We start from the raw sequence: 19,723 nt of genomic DNA on the forward strand, positions 1-19,723 counted from the left end.
TTCTCACCGCCAGCCGAGCATAAAGGAGGAATTACGATGGCGCTATTGCCACTCACCGCCTCTGCATCCTCAAATGCAGAGCGGCTTCACTCTCACTGTTGTTACTGCAGCATGCAGTGCGGCATCGATCTCATCCGCGCCGATAATGAAGTGGGTTGGGAAGTAAAACCGAGCCAACACTTCCCTGTTGCTACTGGTCGGTTATGCCAGAAGGGTCTGAATGTGCTTGGTCATGCTGTCCACTCTGAGCGGCTTCTTGCGCCGATGCGCAAGGTCGCTTCAGGTGACACGACATCGTCTTGGAAGACGGCAAGCTGGGATGACGCGCTCAGCGATATCGCAAGCCGAATCCAAGCGATTCAAGCGCAATACGGGTATGATGCCATATCCGTATTTGGCGGCGGGTCGTTGACGAATGAAGTGTGTTACCTGCTCGGCAAATTCGCCCGTGTTGCGCTTCGCACCAAGTACATCGATTACAACGGGCGGTATTGCATGTCTTCGGCGGCCGCAGCTCAAAATCGTGCCTTTGGCGTAGACCGAGGTTTGAATATAGCGCTCGAGGATATCCCGAAGGCGAAGTACATTATTCTTGCAGGCACCAACATTGCCGAATGCCAGCCGACGATGATCCCCTATTTGCTCGAAGCGAAGAAGCAGAATGCCATCATCGTTACGATAGATCCCCGCCGTACGATGACTTCGAAGATCGCAGATATTCACATAAATCTTCAGCCCGGGTTTGACTCCGTCTTCGCAAGTGGATTGATGCACGTCATTCTTGAGGAAGGCTTGTACGATGCGAAGTTTGTGGAGCAGCATACGAATGGCTTGGCAGACGTACGCGAAGCGGTGCGCCCCTTCTCTCCTGAGAACGTATCGCACTATACCGGCATACCGAAGGAAGTCATTCGTACCGTTGCGCGCGGTTTTGCACAAGCCGATACAGGAATGATATTCACGGCACGCGGAATTGAGCAGCAAGTGAATGGCGTCGAACATACGCTCAGCTACATTAACCTTTGTCTCGTCACTGGCAAGATCGGCAAGCCCGGCTGCGGCTTCGGTCCGATTACCGGACAAGCGAATGGCCAAGGCGGCCGCGAGCATGGACAGAAGGCTGACCAGCTGCCCGGCTACAGAATGATCGAAGATCCGGCAGCGCGAAGCCATGTCGCTTCCGTCTGGGGCATCGACCCGGAGGAGCTTCCAGGCAAAGGCGTCTCGGCGTATGAGCTATATGGCAAAATCCTCGATGGTGAGATCAAAGCGATGATCGTGCTCGGTTCCAATCCGCTTGTGTCCAGTCCCAACAACGCACGAGTCGCCGAGGCTCTGAAGAAGCTTGAACTGCTCGTCATTATTGATATGTTCGCAACCGAGACGGCTGATTACGCACACTGGATGCTACCCTCTTCATCCTTCCTCGAAGCGGAAGGAACATTAACCAACCTGGAAGGACGTGTCTTTCATCGCTCCAAAGCGTTCGAAACACCTGGAGAGGCGCTTGAGGACTATCTAATCATCGGCAAGCTGGCGGAGAAGTTAGGACGAGGCTCGTACTTTGCGTTCGATTCACCGGAGGCGGTCTTCAACGAGCTGCGCCTTGCTTCAGCTGGCGGTATCGCTGACTATAGCGGCATGTCATACACGAGATTGAAAGAACAGAAAGGGCTGTTCTGGCCTTGTCCCTCGCCAGACCATCCTGGTACGCCGCGGATGTTCGAGAATGGCGCTTTCTCGCACCAAGATGGACGCGCCAAGCTTCACGCGATTACGCCGATGAAGCCTGCTGAGACGACTGACCGCGATTATCCGTTCATCCTGACAACAGGCAGGCTAGGTAATCATTATTTGAGCGGTGCTCAAACAAGGCGAACAGCGGCGTTACTGAAGAAAGCGCCTGTTCCTGTAGCCGAGATCCACCCATATGCCGCTGAGCAAATCCTACTGCGTCCCGGAGACCGTCTCCGGCTGACAACGCGAAGAGGCTCACTCGTCTTCGATGTGAAGGTGACGCCCGACATCCATCCTACGAGCGTCTTCGTTCCTTTCCATTGGGGCGGCGAGCATTCGATCAATCTGCTGACGAACGATGCGCTCCACCCGATCAGCCGAATGCCAGAGTTTAAGGTATGTGCGGTCCGCCTGGAGCGCGTTAGTCAATCGCCTTCAGCATAATCGCCACCGTGCTTGTCTTTCTTCTTGCCTGGCTTATGCTCACCCTGGGAATGCTTGTCTTCTTGATTCCCGTCAGGTCTATTCTTATCATGCGGTTTGTGATCATCCTTCGGTTGCTTTGGCTCCTTAGGACCGGCTGGATGATCGCGACCTAACCCCGGTTTCCACTTCGGTTCCTTCTCCTTCCCCTTGTCACTTTGATCGCCGTGTTTATTCACTGACAGCTGAGGAGCTTTTGGAAAATCCATCACAGGCTCGTCCTTCATGGCTTCACTCATAAGCGCGTGAAAAACAGCAGCTGCAGCCTTCGACGTCGTCGTTAAGTAGTGCGATGCATCTGTATGATCATAGCCAAGCCATACTGCACCGACAAGCTGAGGCGTGTACCCGACGAACCAGTTGTCCTTGATCCCTTCGCCGCCAGTACCTGGCATTTCAGTCGTCCCCGTCTTGCCGGCAATCGGGCGACCTTCGATAGCTGCCGCTTCGCCGGTACCTTCCTGCACGACGCCTTCAAGCATCGACGTCATCGTCCGCGCCACAGCTGGGTCCGTTACTTGAATCGGCTCTTCCGATACCGCTTCTGCAAGCAGCTCTCCGTCTGCGGATTCGATGCGAACAATCGCATGTGCAGAGAACCTCTTGCCATCATTTGAAAAAGTGCTGAACGCAGCTGCCATCGTTAGCGGCGAGACGCCTTCTTGGAGTCCGCCAAGCGCGAGCCCAAGCGTCCGATCTGCATCAGACAGCTTGATTCCGAACCGTTCTGCAGCGTCCATCCCAGCATCAATGCCCATCTCATTCAGCAGCTCTACCGCCGGGATGTTATACGAGTTGACGATAGCGTCATAGATCGACACCTCGCCGTGGTATCCCCCTCCGGCGTTCTTCGGTGCGTATCCGCCAAAATCAATCGGCTCGTCCATAAGCGTATCGCTCGGCAGATAACCGCGCTCGAATGCCGGCGTATACACCGAGATCGGCTTCATCGTCGAGCCCGGCTGGCGCTTTAATTGCACGGCCCGGTTAAATCCGCGAAAGGGCTGGTCCCCTCTGCCGCCAATAAGCGCTTTAATGCCGCCGTTACGTGGGTCTAGCAGAACGGCGCCACTCTGAATAAGCTGGTCCGAGCTGCTGCTTGGAAAGACGGATGCATCCGCATAAACGTGTTCAGCTGCCTGCTGCATCGTCGTATTAAGCGTCGTATAGATCCTCAATCCGCCATGCAGCACTTCATTCTCGCTCAGTCCGTACTGTTCAGAAGCTTCGCGTATTATCTGATCCACAAAGTAAGGATACTTCAGCCCTTCTCCCCGGCTCGACTTGGCGCTGCCTAGTCGGATCGGCAGCTTGCTTGCTGCCTCATATGTACTCGAGCTAATCTTGCCCTGATCTCGCATAAGTTGCAGCACCACATTACGCCGATCCTTCGCTTCATCCATATGCTTGTATGGCGACAACGCAGAAGGTGCTCTAATAATGCCAGCGAGGAGCGCAGATTCTGACAACGTGAGCTTCTGGACGCTCTTCCCGAAATAAGTGCTCGCCGCCCGCTTAATGCCCCAAGCCCCTTCGCCAAAATAGATCTGATTCAGATACATCTCCATAATTTGCTGCTTATTATAGGTCTGCTCAATCTTCTTCGCGAGCAGCGCCTCATTCCATTTGCGCGACCATGTCCGCTCTTGCGACAAGAAGACATTCTTCGCCAGCTGCTGCGTAATCGTGCTCGCGCCTTCGACCGTTTTGCCGCTCGTTACATTCGTGAACAGCGCACGGCCTATTCCCCACACATCTGTGCCGTGATGCTCGAGGAATCTCTTATCCTCTACAGCAACTACAGCATCAATAAGCTGCTTCGGCAACGCGTGATAGCTCACCGGTTCAATCGTCGTGTTCAACTTTATCCGGCTTGCTTCTTTCTCATTATCGTCCATAATAACCGTTTCAGCCGGAAGCGGCTTTGCGAGCAGCGATATATCTTGCCGATCCACCATTACACGAAGTGCGAACCAGCTAGCCAAACCGACGAACACCATGGCTACTGCGAGCGAAACGATTATTTTCGTCCATCCGATCCGCCGCTTATTCGTGCTCTCTTTCGTATGATTACTATTCATCAATGAACCACCTGCTCTTCCAATCCTACTTCAACACTCAGATAGTAGTTCGCAGAGCATGCGTATTTTCAGTAGGTTAGGTCTATAGAACGCAAAAAAATCCGCGGAATCCGCGGATGTTAAATAAAGTAATATTCTTTTATTCCATGACTACTTCTCCATGACAGCGAAGTAATTTGATTCATCATCGGCAAAGTTGAAGCATCTGCCGAATGGCATCGTCACCAGCTCACCGACAGTTACATTCTTGTTCTTCAAGTCGCTGTAGAACTGATCCAGATTGTCTGAGTTGAACATGAGCGACGGTGTGCCCAAATTCAGTTCAGGCGACATTTTCGCAACGAATTCTTTGTTATGTAGAACAATGCTCGTTTCAGATTGCTGCGACGGCGCCACTTCAATAAATCTGAAGCCTTCACCGTTATCCATCTCCGATATGACGACAAAACCAAGCTTCTCCGTCCAAAACTCTTTTGCCGCATCTTGATTGTTGACGTACACCATAATTTGACCGACTTTGCTTATCAGTGACATTGAATGCTTCGCTCCTTATTATTCGATTTGAGGCTATTGTGCCTGCGCTATATTCTTCCACATCGGCATTGCACTATCCTGCCATTCATCAATTAAACGCAGGCTTCATCCTATTCTCCGGGCTACATGGAGCACAGCTCCCCAGTGGCGTCTTACCGACTTCTCTGGACGAGCATGAAGGCGAACTCGAATTTCATTGTAGAGCTTCTCGCGCTTCCATTCATCCATTAGGATGTGCCCAGAGAAAGTATCGAGGAGTTGAAGGTACGCTTCATCCGTATAAATCAGCTCCCAATCGAAATGTCTAATATGAACAACCTCGAACAGACCGCTTTCCTCAATCTCATCTTTTTCCACTTGAAGTTCACCAGGCCTTGGCCAGTCGTTTCGTTCGACCTCTTTGCCCTCGCCGAGCTCATAATAAACATGTTGAATATCACGGAAAAATGGATCTCCGTCGTCTGGAAAAACATGATTCGCGCTCCAAAATGCCAGATGTCCGCCAGGACGTAAAGCCTGCCATGCCTTCATGTACCGAACTTCGGGGTCAATCCATTTCCAGGCCGTTGCAGCGAATACCAAGTCATAGCTCGTTCCCGCCCCGGGTTGCCACTCTTCAAAGTTCCCGTTGATGATGTCAACATTCAATCCAGCAAGATTACGACGGGCAACTGCCGCGAGCTCAGTACCAAGCTCTACGCATGTGATTGCATACCCGCGCCGGGCTAACGGGAGTGTAGCCTTTCCTGTTGCACAGCCCACTTCCAACAAACGAGCGCCAGGCTTCAATTTTGCTACATGGATCAGATCTTCGAACAATTCTTCTGGGTACTCCGGGCGTGCCTGCTGATATATGTTAGCGGCTTGTTCGAATGACTCGCGCAATAATTCATTATCATTCATCGAGAGCATCTTACCTCCTGATTAATCAGAATCCACACGTTTTCTCATCATAATCCCAGACAACAGATAACAAAGCGAAGTAACCATAAATAATTTAAAGATGCTGGGCGTCATTACTAGGTAAAGGCTAAGCGGGAGTGACCAGAAAAAAGCAATACACATAATGATCCGACTCTTGATAAGTGCGCCAAATACGGCAAAAAATGCTGGCACTAAAAGAAATAAAGCAGTTCGAAATAGTACATCTTTGCCTTGTGGAGCAGAATTATATGGATTAAAGAAGATCAGAATGATCCATAACAATATACTTACGAATGATGAAAGGATACCAAGATATAGCCAATATTTCATCTAGACCCTCCTCGCCCGCTTGCTCGCTTAACTGAGTTATTTATAGTAAAATGTAATATCAGCTACACTACATGATTATGAGGTGCATGAATGTCCATTAATTTCACGAAAGCAATCGTCAACAAGCTCCAGCGGGATATCGCTGACATAGAAAGCAACATCGCAAACGAGAAGAACAAGATAAAGAAAGCTCAAGCCAAGATCAAACAATTGGAAAGAGATATGAAATTAAGCCAGTCGCACAACGATTTAAGCAGCAAAATGACGCGCATCAATAAATTAACCGAAGAGATTAAGATCTTAACCAGCAGCCAGGCTGATCTCACCAAGCAATTAGCGTCGAAGAAAGCTTCGCTTAGCCAGCATCAATCCAAAGACCCGCAATAACGGCTCGATACCTCAACGAAACAAGGAGCAGTTGCCTCTGCAAACTACTCCTTGGTCGGTCAGCTAACGCGCCCGTTAATTTAACGACTCGTTCAAGTGTCTGGCACAATTATAGAGTTCACATTCCCATTTTGACTTGAGATTTAGAACAGTTATTGAAGTGTTTTTTAAGTGTTCTTCTGTATCTACATGTGGGATTAATTTCTTAAGAGTTACACCAAGCAATGCTCCGTGACTAATAATTAACACTTTTTCCCCTGGAAGTGACGTTGAAATATCCTCAATAAATGACATCCCTCTCGACATGATCGTCTCGTCATCCTCGATACCTAGCTCAAGTTTTCCCCATTCGTCCCCCCACCTGCTTACTCTTTCATCTAGAGTGGTTCCTTCAATTTCGCCGCAATACATTTCTCTTAGTCTTTCATCAGTCTTTACATGTAAGCCCATTGTCTGAGCAATAATTTCAGCAGTTTCTTTAGCTCTTATAAGGTCACTTGCGAAAATATAATCCCATTCCTCGCTCTTCAACCGATTCGCCAATGATCGAGCCTGTTGTCTGCCTGTATCATTAAGTGGTATATCGCTTTGACCCTGTACACGTTTTTCAATGTTCCACTCCGTAATTCCATGCCTTATTAGTCCAATCTTTGTCACATTCATCACATCCCCTAATCCATTCTCAAGATACCAAGCCTAAACCTTCATCGAATCCAAGCATGATATTCATATTTTGAATGACTGCCACTAAGAAATACAGGCTTCTACTACAAAGTTATCACTCGCCCACTTACCTTCCCTCTTAAAGAGATCCAGGACAGTGTTTCGGTTTGGTGGCGGCTCTTCAATCCATTGCTGCAGCGTGCGAACAATAGATTCTTTATCGTGAAAATAGTGAATGATGACCTCTGACTGTTCGTGAAGCCGAGTCGTCCAAATTTGAGATCGTTGCATGAGCATGGAGTAGTAGGTTCGAATAAGTTTGCGCGCAAAGCTTTGCGTAGTTGAATTAAACTCCTCATTAGAAGCTTGTTCTAATCGAGTTATTGTCCGTGTAAAAGCTTCAAGAATATCCCCGTTGAAGCTAATAGCGATCTCCATTATAAGCTTGTAAGGACCGAACCGCCCACGAATATCGTCTCCGTGAACACAAACACAGAGCTCCTTAAGAAAGGCCTGCTCATAATAATTCTCAGGAGCAAATGCGTAGTCGCAATTTCCAACAGCTATGCCTACTTCACGAACTAGAAATACATACTTTTGAGACAGTATTATACTTAGGTGCTTTAATGCTGCAATCTCACCAGGGCTCAAATCCCCATCAAACATAGCTAGAATGTCCAAATCTGATTTACGCGCGACAGCCTCACCGCGGGCAACGCTGCCGTACACATAGATACTGTGCAATTGACGCGGAAACAATTTCTGTAGGTTCTCAACCGTTTCTCTGATGCAAGGCAAGTAGGAATTAGCTATCTTATCTAATCCAACATCACTCACGATAAATCCATTACTGTCCAAACCATAACCTGCTTGCAAATTGCGCATGTTTATCTCCATCCTCTGTATTGGAATTGGAGTTGTCGCTTCAGAAGGAAAAATTTATTTTCTTGAGATTGTTGTTCCATGTTAGTTTTGCATGAATAATTTCAGCAACCTGTCGTGCGGGAATATAAGTAATACCTTCATATCGTTCAATAATTGTATCCATAATGACTAGCTTCTCACCGATAAATACGGTGTTCCGTCCAACCTGATAAGTATAATCTGTCCCCAAATAATGCAGTGTTACGCTGTCGTCATCCTCATTTGATTGAGCAAACTCGATTCCAAACCTTATTTACAAGCAAGTCCACTGCATTAACGGAGACGGAGACATCTAATCGTTTGTAGAAATCTTCTAGGAGAGATTGACCCTCAATTGTTTCCTTTTCGATTATTTCACCAGGTAATAAGGGTCTGGCTCTATTAATAAACACCTCACTCGTTGAAGGAAATATCTTAGAATCTATCGTTATGATGTAATACATTTCTCCAACCTTGAAGTCAAAACCGCCGCAGGTACCAATGTGTGGTGTAAATACTTTAGCTAAAGCTTTTACGGTACCCTGTTCAACTTTGTAGACTTCAAGAGAGACATCATATCCACTGTGCCCATCAGCTCGAACCTCAAGTACTTTACCTACAAACACATTCGAATCCGGCCTTGTTTGATTGTTGAAATCTCTACCAAAATCGCATGCCGATACTGCCTTACCATTAACTACGAGACCACTGATGCCGACTATTACCGCAATGAATAAGATGATAAGCTTCCTAACTGCTCCACGTTGCCATACTCTGCGCATAAAATCCCCCTATATCCGCATTTCATATAGTTACCACATTTTACCACGCCAACTAATACGCGAATAATGATGATTTTGTTGCGCTAAAATCAGAAAAGGCAGCTGATAATGCTAGTCAGCCGCCTTCATGTATGGATTGTCAGCTAACTGACCATATTCTTGTCAACTTATACTGCTCCTGAACTCCGCTTTTGCAAATTCATAGAATGCCAATACTTCGTTTAGTGTCCCGAAACCAGCCTGGGCCATAGTCCCGCTACCTCCGCCTTTGCCGCCGTACTCCCCTAGATGTTCCTTGAAAAATGCACCGCAAGCACGCTCGAATCGTCCACTATGCGACAGTACCACTTTAAAATCCGTAAGATCGACGAGCAACACTGGATTGTTGGTCAAAGACGAGAGCTTTATCGCCAAGCTTTGCAAATCCTTCAACGGCTTATTCTCAAACTGATGCGCGATCAAGCCGCTTTCCTGGCGTTCCAAGAGTTCTCGCGCGACAAACGAATCATTCTGCTCTTTGAGAGCAGCCATTTCCGTTAGAATCTGTTTTTCTTCTTGCTCCCACTTCTCAACGCGAGCGACAATATCTTCTTTCCCTGTATTGAATTTCAAAGAAAGCTTCCCAATAATGCCCAAGCAATCGTTAAATTCCTTTAAGGCGCGGTTAGCGCATTTGAATGAAATGCGGGTATTTCCTCTTATCTTCTCCGTTCTTAGCAGCTTGATCATCCCGATTCCACCTGTGGACGCAACATGCGTCCCGCCGCACGCATTGTATTCCACGTTCTCGATCTCGACAATCCGTACGTTCCCCGTCACTGTCGGCGACTTTACCAGCGGCAAACGGCTAGCCTCCTCTTCGGAAACCGTATAACTAGCAATTCGGTGATTATCGTAGATAGCTTGGTTCACTTCCAGTTCCAACTGGGATAAATGCTCCAGTGTTAGCTCGGGTCTTTCCACATCTATAGTCGCGGAATCGATGCCCAAGTGGAAGCTTAACGTCATCGCGCCAAATAACTTTAGACAAACCGCAGACAACAGATGCTGACCGCTATGCTGCTGCATATGATCGAATCTTCGTTGCCAATCGATCTGGCATAACACCGTCGTTCCATCTGGCAATCGCTCTACTTTATGCAGCACTTCATCTTCCTCGCTTATAACATCTAGGACAGGGACACCGTTAATCGTTCCCGTATCGCAAGGTTGGCCCCCTCCATGAGGATAGAAGGCGCTTTCCTCCAAGAGGACGTACCATCCATCATCTCGCTCGAGCGTCTTCGTAATCTTGGTCTCCCATTCGGTTACATAGGAAGAATTATAATACAACCTAATCGTCATCGTTCAATCCCTCTTCTTTGGCATAATCATTAACTCTCTCTATTTTATCCTTTTGACTCTGAATGAATAAGTGTAGATGAACCTATCAGCCCTGCTGTCCTCCATTCAATAATTACATCAACCAAATCGTACCATAGAACAGAATGGTTGATTCACAAATATCACGAATATCGAATGAACATGAATGAAACAGAACCAAGCTGAATAAAACAATTGACAATCATGAACAATGCGGAATAGGATAGGAGCAGATTGTTATTATTTGCCACTAAGCTTTGGAGGTCAACATGCTCGCAGAGGAACGAAGGCAGCGCATACTCGAGATACTCGCGAAGGACGGTCGGGTTATTGCCCAAGAACTGGCTCAGCAATTCCAGCTATCTATCGACTCCATCCGCAGAGACTTATCCATTATGAAAGATCAAGGGCTGCTACGCAAAACTTACGGAGGCGCGGTCCCTGTTTATGACACTCCATCGCGAAAGGTCCGCGACAAGCCGCAACCTAAGAACATCCGTTATGGCGATGGTGCGCCGCATCAGAACGCCATATCCCAATTGGCCGCTTCTTATATCCAACCTAACGATACCGTCTTCATTGGCGGCGCAGGCATTCAATTCGGAATGCTCAAGTATCTCAAGGCCGAGATGCCCTTCACGGTTGTTACCAATTCACTCACAATTGCGGAAACCCTCCGCTTGATGCCTCAGGTCGAAGCCTACCTGGTTGGCGGCAAGCTGCGCCCCGGAGGGGACACTATGATCGATACCATCGCCCAGGAAATGATTGGTCGATTCAATTACGATATCGGTTTCATTACCGGAGGTGGCATCTCACAGAAAGGAATCACGGTCGCTACCCCGGAGAACGCCGCGCTGATCCGCGCGGCCGCTGAAGCGTCGAATCGCCGGATATGTCTTGCCCCTCACGAGAAGCTAGGCGTCCGAAGCTTCGCTACTTCCGTCCCTCTACAACTCATTGACATCCTTATTACGGACCAAGGTGCTCCCGAGCACCTTATACAAGATTTCGAGAATCACAACATCAATGTCATTATCGCAGATGAAAATTTGGCTAGCGGAGGCGCAGATGATGAAAGCCATTAAAGTCGAATGGACCCCCTCTCTTCACGGCAGCGTACATATTCCTGGATCGAAGAACTCTTCACTTGCCTTGCTCGCGGCTGTCTGCTTGGCGGATGAGCCGGTAACGCTGCACGGTATTCCTGATATCGCGGATTTGCGGGTCATCTATGAACTAGCTCAAGATCTCGGAATGAATGTGCAGCACGAAGGTTTAGGGACAGTCGTTATGGACCCGCGGCCGATCACGAATGCCAGCCTTGACCCTGGCAAGTCCTCTTCTTTCCGAGCGGCTTATTATTTCGTCGGCTCTTTGCTGGCGAAGTTCGGCAAAGTGAGCGTCGGGTACCCAGGTGGTGATGACTTCGTCAGCCGCCCGATGGACCAGCATGTGAAGGCACTACAAATGATGGGCGCGACGTTCACGTTTCATCCGGACTATTATACGGTTGAGGCTAAGGAGCTTCGCGGCACAACCATCTACTTCGACATGATTACATGCGGCGCCACGATTAATGTCATGTTAGCAGCCGTTCGCGCGAAGGGAACTACCGTGCTTTTGAACGCAGCTCATGATCCTGAAGTGACGGATACGGCGAACCTTCTGAATCAACTAGGCGCCAAAATCACAGGGGCCGGCACCGATACGATTCGCATCGAAGGCGTCTCCTCGCTGCACGGTGGCGAATATACCGTCATTCCAGACAGGCTAATTGCAGGAGCATTCCTTATGGCGGCAGGCGTTACCGGCGGATCGGTAACCGTTCAGCAGGTTATTCCGGAGCACCTCTCATCATGCTTGGCAAAGCTTCGCGAAATCGGGCTTGAGCTGGACATACAGGACAACGCGGTCACTGCGCATTCGAACGGAGTTCTTCGCGCCGTACGAGTCCGTACGGCGATGTATCCCGGATTCGCAACCGATCTGCAGCAGCCACTGACCGCACTGCTCACACAAGCCCGCGGCAAAAGCATTATCGGGGAACGTATCTACCCGAATCGCTTTAATCATGCTCATCAACTTGTCCGAATGGGAGCAGATATCAAAATTCGTTCCGGTGTCGCTTCGATCCAAGGTGGCAAGCCATTACATGGAGCACTCGTTCACGCCTCGGATGTTCGTGCGGGAATCTGCTTGATCCTCGCCGGAATGCGCGCGGAAGGAACGACTACGATTGCTGGCGTGCAGCATATTGAGCGCGGCTACGAGGATGTCATCGGCTCTTTCCGAGCCCTTGGCGCTAATATCAGCATGTTCGACAGCGATGAGGAAGTCGTGCGGGAAGTCATGCTGAAGCAAAGTAATTAACAAATCCTAAAGAAGCCTGCCTTCGCGGCAGGCTTCTTTCGAGTTGCCGATAAATCGGCGGCCGAAGGGGTAAACGTGCTTGTCTCATGCATAGGATGAACTACGTAACCTAACACCAAATTTCGGGCTATGGCCTAAGAAAAGAGTGTGAAGCGATGAAGAGCATGCGTGGAGTTCGCGGATTTGTTATTGGTCTCCTTAGCGGTTGCATGTTGATGCTGGCTATGCCGACAATGGCTGCGACGGTGAAGCAATTTGTGCTGGGTGAAGCGCCTTATCCCATTGAAGTGAACGGATCGACCTATGAGAGCGATCAGCTGCCGGTTATGAACTATAAGGGTAGCACGTATGTGCCGCTGCGTGCAGTGGGTGATCTGCTAGGCGGGACTGTCGGCTGGGATAGCGCTCAGAGACGGGTCATCATTACGTACGGGGGCGGTGGACCGATCCAGAACAATGCGTTCCGAAACGTGCAGATCGCGGGGAGCGCGGGTAAATATACGGTAACGGGCGAGGGCAGGGTTTTCGAAGCGATGATGAGCTATGCCGTAGAGGACGGGCACAATTATTTGCTAGAGAAGAACTACATGCTAAGTGAGGGCGCACCGGCATGGTCGGCTTTCAAGCTGGATCTATTAATTCCGGCCAATAAGCTGCCAAAGAACGGCACGCTAATGTTGCAGCTGTTCGAGTATAGCGCAAAAGACGGCAGTAAGGTGAATATTTTGAATATCCCGTTGGAGACGTTTGAGGAGTAATAAAACTTACACGGATACGGTGAACTGAACATCCAAATCGTCGGCTGACATCACCACATTGATGTTATAGTTCACCGTTCCCCATCATGATAGCAATGACTTGTTTCGCGAACGCAGAAAAGGGATCGATCAGGTCCGGACGGCGATTAATTGCCCATCTAAGGTTATCAACAGCCTTTAATAGCAGTACTTGCCTCATCCCAGAAAGGTCGTTCGCACTCAAACCGTAGCCGTCAATAAACGCTTGGAATTCCTCCTTCGTTGGTGCTTCTGCTAACCCGAGTATCTGATAATGCATCAATTGAATAACCGTTCCATGCGGTACCACACTTACAGCTGCATTACCCCAATCCAGCAAATGAACCTGGCCTGCATCATTGACAATCGTATTCTTTAGAGATATATCTCCATGGTTTAGACCAAAGCGAAACCGTTCTTTCTTCATTTTCTCGAACAGACTTCTTACTCTCAGTGATTCCATCTGAGAAATGACCCCAAGCTCGATCAAGCGATCATCATCAGTCAAACTATTAATATTATGCTGTACGTACCCGTGCCAACTGCCGTCAGATCCTGCATGAGCTGGGGACTCAAATCTACCATGCAATGGATCAATCAGATTTTCTCCGTATCCTTCCACTGGAATCGAATGAATAAGCTTGGCATAACTACCAAGGATTCTCCATACATCTGTTTTGGGAACCAGACAATCTACTCCGTTGTCGCCAGTAATATATGTCTGAATCATGTATGCGGTTTCATCATTTATGCCAATAGACAATACATCAGGGCTAGGAATACCAGCTGCGGCCACCTGCTCAATGCACCATTTTTCTTTAACAAAGCTAGCATATGTATCTTTACCATTCATGCGGACAACGACTTTATGACTCTCCGTTTCGACCACGCAAACCTGATTGATGATACCTTTATCTATAATAGGGTATGACGCTTTTACTTGCTCCTTTAGAAAATCGCTTGCTATTTTTTCTGCTTGTAAAACGATAGACTCATTCATCCATTTATTTCCTCTCCGTTTTTCATGCTTCAACGAAATTAAAGTAATAACCTGAATAATAATTCACTTATTAGTTTGAAAACTAATCACGATTGCGGTCTTGTCATCTGATTTCTTGAAACGAATATGCTTCATACATTCGGAGTCGCTTTCTTCAAGTTCTATTAACTCTTGCGTGTAACGTTGGATACCCTTATTCAATAGGCTATGCGCTACGAAGCTCCAATACGAGCTCTGTTCAGGCACCATAGTTATAGGCAAAAACATTCCGTCAGTCAACAAAATGATATGTTTTATTCCTGTCAGACTAATTTTACCGTATTCGAAGAAACGAACTGCGTTCTGTTCCCCATTTAGGACTCCGTAACCTCCATCCGTATTAGACCGATATCGGTTCTTTTTTATGATATCAATTACGGTGTCATGAAGCTCTTTCTGGCTCTTCAAGCCTTTTGCTATTCCTTCCTGCCATTTAGCGAATGCTGGTGCTTCTAAGTGAGCAACCTGTCTCCAGGTTAACGGGCGAACCTCCTCATTGTCATACACGGCTAGAATCATGCAATCGCCCGTCTGTATGAACTCCACGCCATCATCCTGTATACGTACAACGGACAATGCTGCTCCCCAGAGTTCTTCTTTTTTCTCCAAATCAATATTTGCGAGCACCATCTGTTCCCTAAGTCGATCATTAACTGCAACTAAGTGATCCTTAAGGCTTCCAAGCCCAGTAATCGATTTGAAGTAGTCCTTTATCAAATTCGCTGCAATAAAACCACCTGTTTCGTTTTTGGAATTTAAATAGGGGACCAATGAAGAGACGCCATCCAAAACGCCATACATATTTGCTTCGGAGAGCGTAATAACGGCATCCTCATTATGTAATCCCACACCTTTCCGGGTGGTTTCCTCATAAGTTACAATCAAATTGTCACTCCGTTCTCAAATTATTATAGTAGCGTTCACCTATTTTACCATATGTTCTCATTACTAATTATTGAAACTATTCTGCCCGTTACTTCAACGAAAAAGCAGGTCACTGTTGTGATCTGCACTGTGCGAACTTTGAAACTATTGTTGATCGACGGCTATCGCGTATTGGAGTTCAACGACATTTGACTCTTTAATAATAGAGCAATAGCGTTAACTCCAATTAAAATAAACAGGTAGAAGAATAAACCTGCAATAATGATTAAGCCCGAAACCGGATTAGGGTCATCTGCCGGATTAATATTAAAGTAAAGCATACGAGACCAATAATCATATTAACCTTATCTAAGGCTGCCATTTCAATTCCAGTAATTCGATTAATTCTATAGATATTAGACAGCAATTCACTCATTATGAATGGCAATAAAGCAAAGATAGCGCTCAAAGTAATTAATTTAAAATAGTAACGCACTATCCTCCCCTCCTAAGCACGTATGAATCTTTTAATATTTAGACGACTAAGGTATATAACATATTTGTTTTAAGACAACGGGTCACGGATCCATTGGATTTGGGGTATTGACCATATTATATAACCACCAAAATAAAAGTAAGAGGATACAACAAGTTATTATTATTAAAGCAACAATAACTTTACTTTTTAATTGATTCTTCATTTATTACTTCTCCTCCGCAAAAGCATGGTCCCTTTCTAAACGAATAATTAGAAGGGTTTGTTGCGGTAAACTGCCCATTACTTCAATGAACAGAAAAAGAGGAGCTTCTGGAAACAAGCACCTTCACTAACGTTTTCCGTTAGAGTTGAACAAAATCATAATTCAAACTTAAATATTGAATATGGTTTTATACTACGGGCTATGTAATATTCAAATAAAAAATCTCTGAGTGTTTGAGGGAACTTCAGACCATTCTTTTCTTTGTTTTGCTGTAAAGCCTCAATTATCATTGAAATATCTATCCATTCAAATCCAATTTGTGCAACATCATTCTGTAAATGAATAAGCTTTTCTTCGGTACCAAAAGAACAAAGAAAGATGAACTCAATCGCATGCACTTGTTTAATTAAAAAAGAGTACTCGTGATTGTTAGAAATATATTCTCTAACACATATTATTTTTTTAATAGCCGTACTAATATTCAATTCTTCAGTACATTCGCGTAGAATAGTATCTTCCATTGTCTCGCCTGATTCTTGCCCCCCACCTGGTAATGTGTAATAAACACCTATATTTTCAACCTTTTTCTTAATAAAGAGTACCTTATTATCGTATTCAATAATTGCTTTAGCCGTATTTCTAACCAAAATACCCCTCCTAAACTAACCTATTAGACGTTCTTTTCAGCAATTTGTTTCTTAATTAAAATATCCAATAGCTTAATAAAAACAAGGAGCAGCTGCCGTGACAATCAACTATCGTGCCGTTAGTTCAACGATGTGGTCGAATACTCCATATTCCAACGTTAGCTAAGCATAAGTTGAAATTAGTTCGGTTTCTTGATACGCAGAGGTTTGTAGCTATTACTAACTAATTCTGAATTGTTATCTAACGTATCTAATTTACTTAATGCCTTAGTTTGATTAAACCAGTTGCTCCCTTCAATTTGAATAAATCTAGTCATTTGATTAACACAATGACTCCCTGATTCTTCAGTTGGTTCAAAACTAAAATTATACTTGGTTCTAAATGAGTCACTATCTATTCCATTTAAGGCAATTGCATCAAACGAATCTGACAATAGCCTGGTTCCTATGTGAACTCTAAAGCATAGCCCAAACGTGAATTTGTGCAAATGAACAAAATCAATTCTGTCCTGGTGTAATTTCGTGTAAAATGTTGGCTTAGTTCTTTTAAAGCCCAGATTATTTAGTGACAATGCTAATTTTTTTCGAATATCTTCCGCGAGCTTCTTCTCTACCTTATCCCTCAATTTTCAATCCTCATTCCCAACGAATAAGTTTAATTCAGTATTTATTTTACCAGTTCAGTCTGGAATTAATCTGCCTGTTAATCATTACGAGCCATATTTCTAATAATAAGTTCAATTGAGTCAGTAGTTGAGTACCAGTCAAAATATGAATGCCCGATATAAGAAACAGCTAAGTACGCACATTTATTTATCAACAATTCAAGACCTAATTTAGACGTGTTCAACATAGCCAAATGGCTATCAGCATGTATTTTCAGTTGTTTCTCGTACTTCCAGCTCTCCCATTTATCCCCAATCGACTCATCGTGCCCACTTATCAGTTCTAATTGAAAATTCTTTGCTTTGTGACGATTAATAGTAGCTTTTATTCTCTTAAATTTCTTTTCTCCCCAATGGGTAAACTGCTCCATTGAAAATCACGAGATCAGCATTAGATGGATTTTCACGTTGAAGAAAAACGACATCATTAGTGTCATATACATACTTGAATAAACTAGACATCAGAAACATTTCTGGAGAATCGTTTGCATCAATAAGTAAAAAATGTCCCAACTCTTCATTCACTGTAATTCCAATATCCTTTTGCGTTAAATGAACTACAAAAAATTGTAATGTCCCTAATGTAACCTCAGTTCTTCCCACGTTCAACAGTTATGCCTCCATCTAATAACGAGATAACTCCAGAGTAGCGATTCTTCAGAGGTACGTAAACATTATCTTTATTGAGCTCTACTGCCTGCTAGCGCAAAGAAGGCTGACGGATTTATTTGCCGGCAGCCTCGTTATTGTGTAGTGAGCTATTGTACCCGTTAGCTGAACAGGCCACCGATCGCTCGGCGTCCTGTTGCTAATGGGCTGTTCATCAATACCTGCTATTCTCTTCTTAACAACTGCTCGAGCCAAGTGATCACACTTGCTTTATCGCGAGTAATCGGATTGATTCGATCCCACAAGTCCCAATAATATTCCTGAAAAGCGCCTACGATTGTGCCCTCCGCTATAGTGAGCAGCTCTACACTCGTGGTATTTTCATTTTTCGGCATAACACCAATCATAATGGTATGGTCGCCCTTGATTTCCCACTGGGCCTGATTGAGCAAATCCATCTGATTATCGCTCACCAAAGCGATTTCAAACCCTTCATACGTTCTCAAAAGCAGAATAATATGTTCGATATGATCAGTCACATCCCCTGGTGTAGGACGAAAAAAGACGTTATTGAGATGCTGTCCAGTTAATACAAGATGTTCAAACACCCTCATTGGATAAATGTGACAAATTCTGAATTTCTGAATGTCGCGCTCAAAGGACTGATAGCTGGCAGTAATTCTCTTCATATGAATGGTGTTTTCATCTTCATTTGGAATCGAGATTCGGATGTATTTCCTCATCGTTTCATAGGGAACGGTCAAAAAATTCAAATCATGATAGCAGAGCAGATGATGGCCCGCTTTTCTGTCTGCAGCTGAATTCAGCTCAAAGTATTGCTCCAAGTCCAGATTTCTTACTAAAGGCTCCACGTTATAAAACATCTGCTCAGTGAACCTCTCAATTACTAGCACCGATTGGGCGTCACTGATATAGAGTGCGGCGTCAATTGCATTGTTATTTTCTGTTGCGAAGCACAAGAGCGCGCACTTCCCCTTGATCAGAAAGATTTCAAACGGCGGATGATAAATGCCATATTTATTGACGTAGAATAACTCGTATTTCCCACGATAATTAGTCCATTCCATAATCTGATTAACCAGCTTGAGCGATCGTTCGAGACTTCTGTTTAATTTGCAAATTTGCTTTATATTCCAGCCCGCGCGTAAAGCCTCGACAATTGTATGCTGCCACTGCCCATAGATTTCTGGATAGCCATCAAAATATTCCCTCTCGCTCTGAAAGGTAAGGAATATCTCACGATCAGCATTAGGCTCCTTGTCGTTCATCGCCTCCTGGATCATGGAAATCGCCGCTGCCAGCACTTTGTCCCTTCCTTGAATGGATGCAGGAATCTGTCCGATCTGAAAGGCGGCGGATCCTTGATTGTTCGGTAGAATAGGGCTGGTCGATTGCCGATGTACGTTATCGAGCAGATCCATCACATAGCTCTGGCGTTCCACAGGTTTAGAGCTCTTCCTCGCCTCATGATCCATCCCTAAAGAATAAATTTGGGACTGCTGCAAGATATGAACCAACCGATCGTGAAAGGATAAAACTTCGGTTCCCTCTACACCACTCCCAAGTTCCTCCACGCCTTTAACAAAAGCGTCCTTCGTCGACTTTTTGTACGCTTTATCGAGCCCCTCATTAAGCGCACCGGCAATTTGTTGCAAATAATTTGAGTTCAGGGCAGGCGTTCTTTCCCCTCTCACCCACCTGCGAACATAGGAGGAATCGATATTCAACGCTTTGGCTAGCTTCGCCGCCGACCATCCTCGTAATTGCAGCATTTCGTTCAGGCAATCTCCGAATTTTATCTTTCTCATCCGTTGTCACCGCCAGATATGGTTTTAATTACCA

At 45.9% G+C, this 19,723-nt stretch carries 20 protein-coding genes; 5 read left to right on the forward strand and 15 right to left on the reverse strand.

The window, feature by feature from the left end; all coding sequences use genetic code 11:
- Positions 1-36: 36 nt before the first annotated feature.
- On the forward strand, positions 37-2,181 hold the full coding sequence (locus BMY11_RS15190) for a molybdopterin oxidoreductase family protein (protein ID WP_090577588.1): 2,145 nt from the start codon (positions 37-39) through the stop codon (positions 2,179-2,181).
- Here the strand turns inward: BMY11_RS15190 and BMY11_RS15195 are convergent.
- The 4 genes from BMY11_RS15195 to BMY11_RS15210 all read right to left on the reverse strand — a co-directional run bounded on the left by BMY11_RS15195 (position 2,163) and on the right by BMY11_RS15210 (position 6,089).
- The gene (locus BMY11_RS15195) at positions 2,163-4,301 is read right to left on the reverse strand and encodes a transglycosylase domain-containing protein (RefSeq protein ID WP_090577591.1); all 2,139 of its coding nucleotides are present in this window, start codon (positions 4,299-4,301) and stop codon (positions 2,163-2,165) included. The two genes, BMY11_RS15190 and BMY11_RS15195, sit on opposite strands and share 19 nt — an antisense overlap.
- 150 nt (positions 4,302-4,451) lie before the next feature.
- Complete coding sequence (locus tag BMY11_RS15200) at positions 4,452-4,829, reverse strand: VOC family protein (RefSeq protein ID WP_090577874.1); 378 nt, start codon at positions 4,827-4,829, stop codon at positions 4,452-4,454.
- 111 nt (positions 4,830-4,940) lie between these two features.
- Complete coding sequence (locus BMY11_RS15205) at positions 4,941-5,738, reverse strand: class I SAM-dependent methyltransferase (protein WP_090577878.1); 798 nt, start codon at positions 5,736-5,738, stop codon at positions 4,941-4,943.
- Positions 5,739-5,759: 21 nt separating this feature from the next.
- The gene (locus BMY11_RS15210) at positions 5,760-6,089 is read right to left on the reverse strand and encodes a hypothetical protein (RefSeq protein WP_090577593.1); all 330 of its coding nucleotides are present in this window, start codon (positions 6,087-6,089) and stop codon (positions 5,760-5,762) included.
- Between the two features lie 90 nt (positions 6,090-6,179).
- Here BMY11_RS15210 and BMY11_RS15215 point away from each other — a divergent pair, with 90 nt between their 5' ends.
- Positions 6,180-6,476 carry a hypothetical protein gene (locus BMY11_RS15215; RefSeq protein WP_090577597.1) on the forward strand — a complete coding sequence of 99 codons (297 nt, stop codon included), beginning with the start codon at positions 6,180-6,182 and terminating at the stop codon, positions 6,474-6,476.
- A 75-nt stretch (positions 6,477-6,551) separates the two neighbouring features.
- Here the strand turns inward: BMY11_RS15215 and BMY11_RS15220 are convergent, their stop codons facing one another.
- The 5 genes from BMY11_RS15220 to BMY11_RS15240 all read right to left on the reverse strand — a co-directional run bounded on the left by BMY11_RS15220 (position 6,552) and on the right by BMY11_RS15240 (position 10,168).
- Complete coding sequence (locus BMY11_RS15220; RefSeq protein WP_371262841.1) at positions 6,552-7,139, reverse strand: histidine phosphatase family protein; 588 nt, start codon at positions 7,137-7,139, stop codon at positions 6,552-6,554.
- A gap of 84 nt (positions 7,140-7,223) precedes the next feature.
- Positions 7,224-8,024 carry a nucleotidyltransferase domain-containing protein gene (locus BMY11_RS15225; RefSeq protein WP_090577600.1) on the reverse strand — a complete coding sequence of 267 codons (801 nt, stop codon included), beginning with the start codon at positions 8,022-8,024 and terminating at the stop codon, positions 7,224-7,226.
- Positions 8,025-8,064: 40 nt separating this feature from the next.
- Complete coding sequence (locus BMY11_RS29715; RefSeq protein WP_177182661.1) at positions 8,065-8,253, reverse strand: stalk domain-containing protein; 189 nt, start codon at positions 8,251-8,253, stop codon at positions 8,065-8,067.
- 28 nt (positions 8,254-8,281) lie between these two features.
- A complete protein-coding gene (locus tag BMY11_RS15235) occupies positions 8,282-8,824 on the reverse strand; it encodes a hypothetical protein (RefSeq protein ID WP_090577606.1) in 543 nt (180 codons plus the stop codon).
- Positions 8,825-8,986: 162 nt separating this feature from the next.
- Positions 8,987-10,168: an alanyl-tRNA editing protein gene (locus BMY11_RS15240; RefSeq protein ID WP_090577609.1), complete on the reverse strand. Its 1,182-nt coding sequence runs from the start codon at positions 10,166-10,168 to the stop codon at positions 8,987-8,989.
- A gap of 287 nt (positions 10,169-10,455) precedes the next feature.
- On the opposite strand from BMY11_RS15240, the gene BMY11_RS15245 reads away from it, so the two are divergent.
- The 3 genes from BMY11_RS15245 to BMY11_RS15255 all read left to right on the forward strand — a co-directional run bounded on the left by BMY11_RS15245 (position 10,456) and on the right by BMY11_RS15255 (position 13,317).
- On the forward strand, positions 10,456-11,274 hold the full coding sequence (locus BMY11_RS15245) for a DeoR/GlpR family DNA-binding transcription regulator (RefSeq protein ID WP_090577612.1): 819 nt from the start codon (positions 10,456-10,458) through the stop codon (positions 11,272-11,274).
- The gene (gene murA / locus BMY11_RS15250) at positions 11,261-12,559 is read left to right on the forward strand and encodes a UDP-N-acetylglucosamine 1-carboxyvinyltransferase (RefSeq protein WP_090577615.1); all 1,299 of its coding nucleotides are present in this window, start codon (positions 11,261-11,263) and stop codon (positions 12,557-12,559) included. Before BMY11_RS15245 ends, murA begins: the two co-directional genes overlap by 14 nt.
- Positions 12,560-12,714: 155 nt before the next feature.
- Entirely contained in the window at positions 12,715-13,317 is a 603-nt protein-coding gene (locus BMY11_RS15255) for a Gmad2 immunoglobulin-like domain-containing protein (RefSeq protein ID WP_090577618.1), read from the forward strand.
- Positions 13,318-13,381: 64 nt separating this feature from the next.
- Here BMY11_RS15255 and BMY11_RS15260 read toward each other — a convergent pair whose 3' ends face one another.
- The 6 genes from BMY11_RS15260 to BMY11_RS15290 all read right to left on the reverse strand — a co-directional run bounded on the left by BMY11_RS15260 (position 13,382) and on the right by BMY11_RS15290 (position 19,653).
- The gene (locus BMY11_RS15260; protein ID WP_090577620.1) at positions 13,382-14,335 is read right to left on the reverse strand and encodes a phosphotransferase; all 954 of its coding nucleotides are present in this window, start codon (positions 14,333-14,335) and stop codon (positions 13,382-13,384) included.
- Between the two features lie 63 nt (positions 14,336-14,398).
- Complete coding sequence (locus tag BMY11_RS15265) at positions 14,399-15,259, reverse strand: protein phosphatase 2C domain-containing protein (protein WP_256217514.1); 861 nt, start codon at positions 15,257-15,259, stop codon at positions 14,399-14,401.
- An 835-nt stretch (positions 15,260-16,094) separates the two neighbouring features.
- Positions 16,095-16,586, reverse strand: coding sequence for an NUDIX domain-containing protein (locus tag BMY11_RS15275; RefSeq protein ID WP_177182662.1), 492 nt, complete (start codon positions 16,584-16,586; stop codon positions 16,095-16,097).
- 179 nt (positions 16,587-16,765) lie between these two features.
- Positions 16,766-17,020: a hypothetical protein gene (locus BMY11_RS28505; protein WP_143069280.1), complete on the reverse strand. Its 255-nt coding sequence runs from the start codon at positions 17,018-17,020 to the stop codon at positions 16,766-16,768.
- Positions 17,021-17,584: 564 nt separating this feature from the next.
- Entirely contained in the window at positions 17,585-17,860 is a 276-nt protein-coding gene (locus tag BMY11_RS15285; RefSeq protein WP_090577628.1) for a hypothetical protein, read from the reverse strand.
- A gap of 224 nt (positions 17,861-18,084) precedes the next feature.
- Positions 18,085-19,653, reverse strand: coding sequence for a helix-turn-helix domain-containing protein (locus BMY11_RS15290; protein ID WP_177182663.1), 1,569 nt, complete (start codon positions 19,651-19,653; stop codon positions 18,085-18,087).
- Between the last annotated feature and the right edge of the window lie 70 nt (positions 19,654-19,723).

Origin of the sequence: Paenibacillus sp. OV219 (assembly GCF_900110075.1) — a bacterium.
GTDB lineage: Bacteria > Bacillota > Bacilli > Paenibacillales > Paenibacillaceae > Paenibacillus_Z.